General features: G+C 40.7%; 2 protein-coding genes. Both read left to right on the plus strand.

Annotated elements, in window-relative coordinates:
- A partial coding sequence (locus FCR06_RS29515; protein WP_138506146.1) for a non-ribosomal peptide synthetase occupies positions 1 to 5,036 on the plus strand: 5,036 nt, incomplete at its 5' end.
- On the plus strand, positions 5,033 to 9,319 hold the full coding sequence (locus FCR06_RS29520; protein ID WP_138506148.1) for a type I polyketide synthase: 4,287 nt from the start codon (positions 5,033 to 5,035) through the stop codon (positions 9,317 to 9,319). The genes FCR06_RS29515 and FCR06_RS29520, both read left to right, overlap by 4 nt.
- The last annotated feature ends 36 nt before the right edge of the window (positions 9,320 to 9,355 follow it).

Raw genomic sequence — 9,355 nt, forward strand, 5'->3', positions numbered from 1 at the left:
GTCGTCCGATTCCCGACTTACAGCTATATGTACTAGATGAACATTTACAGCCAGTGCCGATTGGTGTTCCAGGCCAGATGTATGTTGGTGGTGCTGGGGTGGCGCGTGGTTATCTCAATCGTCCCGAACTCACACAACAACGGTTTATCTCTAACCCGTTTGGCAACAACCTTCAAGCACGACTATATAAAACAGGGGATAAGGCGCGTTACTTGCCCAATGGCGAGTTAGAGTATTTAGGACGAATTGACAATCAAGTTAAAATTCGAGGCTTCCGTATCGAATTAGGCGAAATTGAGGCAGCGCTAACACAACATTTGGCTGTGGGGGAAACTGTAGTAATTGTCCGAGAAGACGAGCCTGACAATAAACGTCTAGTAGCGTATATTGTCCCCGATCAAAACTATGCTTTTCCAATTTCACAACTACTTCATTTTAAAAATAAAGGTCTGCTGAGTAAAGAATTACTCTATGAGTTGCCGAATGGTATGGTTGTTGCTTATCTGAACAAAAGCGAGACAGAATTTGTCTACAAAGAACTTTGGGAGGAACAGGCTTATTTAAAACACGGGATCACTATCAATGAAGGGGATTGCATCTTTGATGTGGGTGCTAATATCGGTTTGTTCACACTCTTCATGGGTCAAATATATAAAGATATCTCTATTTACGCATTTGAGCCAATTTTGCCTGTTTTTAATCTGCTACGCATAAATGCTGAGAACTATGGCTTAAATGTGAAGCTATTTAATATTGGTCTTTCCAGCGAGACAAAGAGTGATACCTTTACATATTATCCTCAACTTTCAGTCATTTCGGGGCGTTTTGCTGATGCCGATCAAGAGCGTGAGACGGTCAAATCCTTTTTGCTCAACCAACATAATATTGTAGCAAATGAGACAGAAATCTCGAGTCAAGCAATTGATGAATTGCTAGCAGAACGATTGCAGAGTCAGCAATTCACTTGCCAGTTAAGAACAATTTCTGATGTGATTAGTGAGTATGGCGTTGAGAAAATCGATTTGCTAAAAATCGATGTGGAGAAAAGTGAGAAGGATGTGCTGTCTGGAATTCAGCAAGAAGATTGGCAAAAGATCCAGCAGATAGTTGTAGAGGTTCATAACATTAATGGCAGGTTAGAGGAGATTGCAACCCTGCTTAAAAAACATGGATACAATCTAACTATTGAGCAGGATACCTTACTAGAAGATACTGTACTTTACAATATCTATGCCAGACGACCATCCATAAACCAGTACCTCCGAGAAGAGTCTAGTAGCAGCTTAGTCAATGATTCTGTAAAACCGACCTGGAACAATATAAGTTTATTAGTCAGTGAGCTTCGCAGCTTCCTACAAAAGAAGCTACCAGAGTACATGATACCAAGTGCTTTTGTGCTACTGGAATCCTTACCCTTGACTCCCAACGGCAAAGTAGACCGCCGTGCCTTACCAAAACCAGACTTAAACAGCACACTGCTAGAAAAATATGTAGCCCCGCGCACACCCATTGAGGAAATTTTGGCACAAATTTGGGCGCAAGTCCTCAAAGTAGAGCAAGTTGGGATTCACAATAATTTCTTTGAACTAGGGGGACACTCGTTACTAGCAACTCAACTACTCTCGCGCATCCGCAACATTTTCAAATTAGAACTACCATTGCATAGCTTGTTTGCAGCAGCAACAGTTGCCGAATTCACGCAAGAGATTAAGAAGTTACAGCAACAAAACCTAAAACTGTCCGCACCGCCTATCTTACCAAGGGCAAGTGATGCTCAATTACCACTATCATTTGCTCAACAGCGTTTGTGGTTTTTAGACAAGTTACAGCCGAATAGCGCCTTCTACAACGTACCCATAGCTTTGCGTCTAGTCGGAACTCTCAAAGTTGCAGCGCTACAACAAAGCTTACAAGAAATTATTCATCGCCACGAAGCTTTACGGACAAACTTCATCACAGTTGATGGACAACCAACTCAAGTTATCCAAACTCAGACGAATTGGACAGTTTCAGTAGTTGACTTAAACCATTTACCTACAAGCGAACAAGAAGATGCTTTACAGCAATTAACAAAACAACAAGCTATTCAATCTTTTAACCTGGCAACTGAACCATTAGTTAGGGCGACATTAATCGTACTGTCCCAGACAGAATACGCCTTATTAATGTGTATGCACCACATTGTCTTTGATGGCTGGTCAGTGGGTGTGTTTCTCCAAGAACTAGCAGCGTTGTACAATACTCATTCTCAAGGTCAATCCTTATCGTTGACCCCATTGCCGATTCAGTACGCAGATTTCGCAATTTGGCAGCGAAACTGGTTGCAAGGAGATGTATTGCAAACGCAGCTTGACTACTGGCAACAACAACTGGCTTCGGCACCAGCTTTGTTATCCCTACCGACCGACCGACCCAGACCAGCTTTGCAGACTTTCGCTGGGGCATATCAACAGTTTGCACTCTCAGTTGAGTTAACTGATAAATTGGTAAAACTGAGCCAGGAGCAAGGTTGTACTCTCTTTATGACGCTGTTGGCAGCTTATGATACTCTGCTTTATCGCTACACAGGACAAGAAGATATTCTGGTGGGTTCGCCAATTGCTAGCCGCGATCGCTCTGAAATAGAAGGGTTAATTGGCTTTTTTGTCAATACTTTAGTCATGCGTTCTAACTTAGCAGATAACCCCACTTTTAGCGAATTACTCCTTCGTGTTCGAGAAGTAGCGTTATCCGCGTATGCTCATCAGAATTTGCCTTTTGAAATGCTAGTGGAAGCATTGCAGCCAGAACGGAATCTCAGTCATTCACCACTGTTTCAGGTAATGTTTGTCCTCCAAAATGTTCCTATTTCTCAATTGGAGTTGACTGGTTTAACTATCAGTCCACTGATGGTTAAAAGTACAACTACCAAGTTTGACCTTACCTTAGTAATGGAAAACACTGCCAGTGGGCTGGTGGGAGTATGGGACTACAACACAGATTTATTTGATGCTAGTACCATTGAGCGCATGACTGGTCATTTTGTCACATTGCTTGAAGGTATTATTACTAACCCAGAGGAGAAGATTTCGCAACTGCCATTGCTAACAGAAGTTGAGCAACATCAACTATTAGTAGAGTGGAATGATACAGAAGTGGATTATCCACAAGATTTGTGCATCCATCAGTTGTTTGATGAGCAGGTAGCGCGTACCCCGGATGCAGTGGCTGTGGTCTTTGAAAATCAACATCTTACATACGGTGAATTAAACTGCCGTGCTAACCAGTTGGCGCACTATCTCAAGTCTTTGGGAGTGGGAGCAGATGTGCTGGTAGGCATTTGTGTAGAACGCTCATTGGAAATGCTGGTGGGACTACTAGGCATTCTTAAGGCGGGTGGAGCATACCTGCCACTTGACCCTGAGTATCCTACTGAGCGTTTGCGCTTTATGCTAGAAGATGCTCAAGTTCCAGTTTTGTTGACCCAGCAGCGACTTGTTGATAGATTAGCCCAGCAGAAAGCACATCTTGTCTGTTTAGATACTGACGCTGAGGTAATTTCTCAGTTCAATCAAGACAATCTCATCCTTGAGGTACAAGCAACTAATTTAGCTTATGTAATTTATACTTCTGGTTCTACGGGAACACCAAAAGGTGTGATGATTCCTCATAAAGGATTGCTAAATTTGGTGTTCTGGCATCAACGTACTTTTAAAGTCACTTCATTAGATAGAGCCACTCAGCTAGCAGGAACAGCATTTGACGCTGCGGTCTGGGAATTATGGCCTTACTTAACTGCGGGAGCAAGTATCTACTTAGTTAAATCTCAGCTACTTAGTTCGCTATTGAAGCTACGAGACTGGTTGATTTCAAACAAGATTACTATCAGTTTTCTGCCAACACCATTGGCACAGGAATTATTGTCTTTGGAATGGCCAACTGAAAGTTTAGCAATGCGTTCCGTACTGACTGGAGGAGATAAGCTTCAGCAGTATCCATCAGATTTAATCCCTTTCCAAGTAGTGAATAATTATGGCCCAACTGAGAATACTGTTGTCACAACTTCTGGGCTAATAGTTGCTAAGGAACAAAATCAGATATCACCGAGCATTGGAAAAGCGATCGCCAATACACAAGTTTACATCTTAGACGCAAATTTACAACCAGTGCCTGTGGGTGTGCCAGGAGAGTTGCACATTGGTGGTGTTGGGTTGGCAAAAGGCTATCTCAACCGTCCAGAACTAACTCAGGAAAGATTTATCAGCAATCCCTTTGGTTGTGATCGCCTCTACAAAACCGGGGATTTGGCACGTTACTTAACAGATGGCAACATTGAATACCTGGGGCGCATTGATAATCAGGTAAAAATTCGAGGCTTCCGTATTGAATTAGCAGAAATAGAAACGTTACTACAGAAACATGGCGAGGTGCAAACATGTTGTGTCATCACCCATGAAGGAACTACAGGTAGTACTTGTACTGAGCGAAGTCGAAGTAAGTGCTTAGTCGCCTACGTAGTGCCACAAAAAAATGTAACACTCAAAGCGGACGAACTCCGTCAATTTGTTTCTGGTAAATTACCTAGGTATATGGTTCCAAGTATTTTTGTGATATTGGAGTCTTTACCTTTAACACTTAATGGTAAAGTAGACCGTCGCGCTTTGCCTGCTCCAGATTTACAACAGGAACTATCAGATTATGTAATGCCAAATACAGAAGTAGAAAGAATTATTGCTGGTATTTGGCAAAAAGCACTCTCAATAGAAAAGCTAGGAATTTATAGTAATTTCTTCGAGCTTGGAGGTCACTCGTTACTACTAGTAAGAATTAATCAGCAATTGCAAGAAACATTTGGCTTAGAAATATCAATTTTTGATATGTTTAATTATCCAACTATACATAGCCTCAGCCAATATTTAGTTACTAAAACTTACAAAAATGATACATTAAAAGACAATAATTCACGCCCTCAATCTTTTAGTGAAAGTAAAGCTTTCAGAAACCAACAATTACAACTTAGGCAGCAGTATCTTTCTCATAGAAAAGGTAGAAAATGACAGTAAATTTAGTTAATAATGAGTTCAACAATTCGGAAATAGCAATAATTGCTATTGCTGGTAGATTTCCTAGAGCAAAAGATATTGAATCTTTTTGGCAGAATTTACGAGATGGTGTAGAGTCCATCTCCCGGCTAACGGATGAAGAATTGATGAATTCTGGCGTTACCCAAGATTTACTAAATAACCCTAATTATGTAAAAGCTAGCAGTGTTCTGTCAGATATTGAATTGTTTGACGCAAATTTCTTTGCATATAGTGCCAAAGAAGCTGAGTTAATAGATCCACAACAACGCCTATTTTTGGAATTGGCTTGGGAAGCAACAGAAAAAGCTGGTTACGATCCACAAAAGTACAATGGTTTAATAAGTATTTATGGGGGTGTGGGAACAAATAGATATTTGCTTCACAATCTCTATTCTCACCCTGAATTATTAGAAACAGTTGACCCTCTACAATTATTAATCTCTAACGAAAAAGATTTCTTGCCGACACGAGTCGCTTATAAACTCGACTTAACTGGAACGGCTGTAAATGTCCAAACAGCCTGTTCTACCTCTTTGGTTGCTGTTCACTTAGCTTGCCAAAGTCTATTAAATTGTGAATGTGATATGGCTCTGGCCGGTGGAGTCTCTATTACCATTCCCCAAAAAATAGGCTATTTGCATCAAGAGGGAATGATTCTTTCTCCTGATGGACACTGCCGTAGTTTTGATGCTAAAGCGCAAGGAACTGTTGCTGGTAGCGGTGCTGGGATTGTGGTATTAAAAAGATTAAAGGATGCGATCGCAGATCGCGACCACATCCATGCAATCATTAAAGGTTCGGCGACCAATAATGATGGTGCAATAAAAGTTGGCTACACTGCTCCTAGTATCAGTGGTCAAGCGGCGGTCATTAGCGAAGCTCAAACTTTAGCTGGTATAGATGCCGAAACAATCTCCTATATCGAAGCTCATGGTACCGCTACACCTTTAGGAGATCCCGTTGAAGTTGCCGCTTTAACTCAAGCTTTTAATCAAATTACCGATAAAAAAGGTTTCTGCGCTATTGGTTCGCTCAAAACCAACTTGGGACATTTAGATACCGCAGCAGGTGTGGCAGGTTTGATTAAAACAGTATTAGCACTGCAAAATAAAATGCTGCCTCCTAGTTTGCACTACCAGACACCTAATTCCAAAATTGATTTTGCCAACAGTCCTTTTTATGTTAATACAACCCTAACTGAATGGAAAACAAATAACACTCCTCGCCGTGCTGGGGTTAGTTCTTTTGGTATGGGGGGTACTAATGCTCATGTAATTTTAGAAGAAGCACCTGTTTTTAGGCAGGGAGGAGGGGGCAGGAAGCAGGGGAGAAATTATCAACTTTTGTGTCTATCAACTAAAACTGCAAGTGCGCTTGAGAAAGCGACGGCTAATTTAATTACGCATTTAAAAGAGCATCCAGAACTTAATTTAGGTGATGTAGCTTATACGCTCAATAGTGGTCGCCGGGGTTTTAGTTACCGACGGATGTTAATTTGTCAAAACTTAGAAGATGCTGTCAAAGCTCTTAGTAGTTTAGCAGCCCAACAAGTTTCTACTAATTATACAGAGATTACAGAACGGCCTGTTGTCTTTATGTTTCCTGGTCAAGGTTCTCAGTATGTCAACATGGTGCGGGAAATTTATGAAACCCAAACAGTATTTCGAGAACAAGTTGATTATTGCTCAGAAATTATTAAACCTTTACTAGAGCTAGATTTACGTCATATTCTTTATCCTAGTGAAGAAAAGCTTGATCAAGCATCGCAGCAACTTCAACAAACAGCCTTTGCTCAACCTGCTATTTTTGTCATTGAATACGCCCTAGCTAAATTATGGCAGTCTTATGGAGTCGAGCCACAAGCTGCGATCGGTCATAGTATTGGCGAATATGTAGCAGCCACTCTAGCAGAGGTTTTTTCCCTAGAAGATGCTTTATCTCTGGTAGCCGCACGCGGACAGATGATGCAACAACTTCCCTCTGGAGCAATGCTTTCAATTCCCCTGCCCGCAGATAAAGTAAAATCCTTATTAGGACAAGAACTTTCTGTTGCCGCGATTAATCAACCCTCGCAGTGTGTAGTTTCCGGTTCCATAGCAGCAGTAGAGACATTACGAAATCAGCTTGCTGCTCAAGGCATTGAGTGCCGTTGTCTGCATACTTCCCATGCCTTCCATTCGCAAATGATGGAACCAATTTTAGAAATATTTGCAGAACGAGTCAAAAAAGTTACTTTAAATCCTCCAAAACTTCCTTATATCTCCAACCTGACTGGTACTTGGATTACAGTCACCCAAGCCACAAATCCTGAGTATTACACTCAACATCTGCGTTCTACAGTACTGTTTGCCTCTGGTGTCGAGAAATTATTGGCAACACCTGAGCAAGTCTTACTAGAAGTGGGGCCAGGACACACACTAGCTAGATTAGTCAAGAGAAATCCAGATAAAGCAGCTGCACAAACGGTCTTGACTTCGGTACGTCATCCTCAAGAAAAACAATCCGATATTCATGTTCTATTTAACACATTCGGCCAACTCTGGTTGGCTGGAGTCAAAGTAGATTGGTTTGGATTTTATAGTCAGGATGAGTATTATCGTCTTCCCTTACCGACTTATCCCTTTGAACGTCAACGTTATTGGATTGACCCCCCACAAAAAGCAGCTTGGGGACAATTGCAAACTTTACCTCCAACATCACAATTGTGGACATCGCTTACACAAGCAGGTCAAAAACAAGCAAGTGTTAGAAATACAGAACTCAACGAGTTAACCTATCAAGAAAACAGACAATGGTTGGAACGTTTATGTACAGCCTACATTAACTCTGCATTCCAGCAATTAGGAGCTTTTAGCAATCCCAAAGAAAAATATTCTTTGGAGAGTTTGTTGGTGCAATGCCATATTTCTCCCCGTTATCAGCAATTGATGTCTAGATGGTTGCAAATATTGGTAGAACAAGAACAAATACAGCAACAGGATGGGTTATTTACTGAACTAGTGCCATGTTCACAAAATTATATTCATGAACATTTAGAAGAAGTTAGAGCGAGGTTTGCTGCTTCATCTTTTGTATATTTAGATTTAGTGCAACGCTGCGGTGAAAATTTAGCTGCTATTGTTGCTGGTGAACAAGAACCATTAGAGATTTTCAATGAACTGATTTACCAAAAAGAAAACAACGGTTCAAATTTAGAAAGGGAAAACAACGCTTCACAGCCAGAATCTTCTTTAAATACTTACTACAACTCTATCTTGCGCTCAAGCTTGGAACAGGTGGTCAAGTCATTGCCATCATCCGTTCATCTGAGAGTTCTGGAAATCGGGGCTGGTACAGGTTTATCTACGCAAGCATTACTACCTGTGTTACCGCCCAAACAAACCGACTATACTTTTACTGATATTGGTAGTGGCTTCTTGACTCAAGCTCAAGAAAAGTTTAAGGAATATTCATTTGTTGAATATCGATTACTAGACATAGATAAGTCGCCAACTGAGCAAGGGTTTGAAAAGTATAGCTTTGATGTAATAATAGCTGCTAATGTATTGCACGCAACTCGAAACATAGATCAAACCCTCAACCATGTACGCTCTTTATTAGCTCCTGGTGGTTTCCTCTTAGTGTGGGAAATAACTCAGCCAAAAATTGACTTTGATATTAGTTGGGGTCTGCTATTAAAACCTCTAAACGATAAAAGACGCAGCCCTGGTCAGCCTTTTATTATCCTAGATCAGTGGTTTGAAGCACTACGCAATCAAGATTTTGTTCAAGTTGCAGCTTTTCCGGAAACTGAAGCGATTGAGCATCAAATTATTATGGCTGTTGCTTCTGCATCAGCTGCATTTAGCAGAAAATCTGGGCAGAAAGAGACTGACACCAAGTTAGATAGTTCATTACAAACAAAGCCGGATATTGTTCAGTTAGCAAAATTATCTGCACTCCATTCAAGACCTAATTTACCTAATTCTTATGTGGCTCCTCGTGATGAGATTGAGCAAAAAATTGCCGATATTTGGCAAGAACTATTGGGAATTAAACAGGTAGGAATTTATGACAGCTTTTTTGAGTTAGGAGGAGATTCTTTAATAGCTGTTCAAATTATATCTCGTCTAAAAAATACTTTTTCTATTAAATTAACTGTAGCAAGTTTACTTGAGTCTCTTACAATAGCCGAAATAGCATCAAAGCTAGGAAAGCAACAATTAAAACAAAATACTAAGAAGGGTACGATTGGTAGAGAAAAAATAGAAATATGAGCAAGATAAAATAGGTTTAATATAAATATCTAACCT

Source organism: Nostoc sp. PA-18-2419 (assembly GCF_005869855.1).
Taxonomy (GTDB): Bacteria; Cyanobacteriota; Cyanobacteriia; order Cyanobacteriales; family Nostocaceae; genus Nostoc.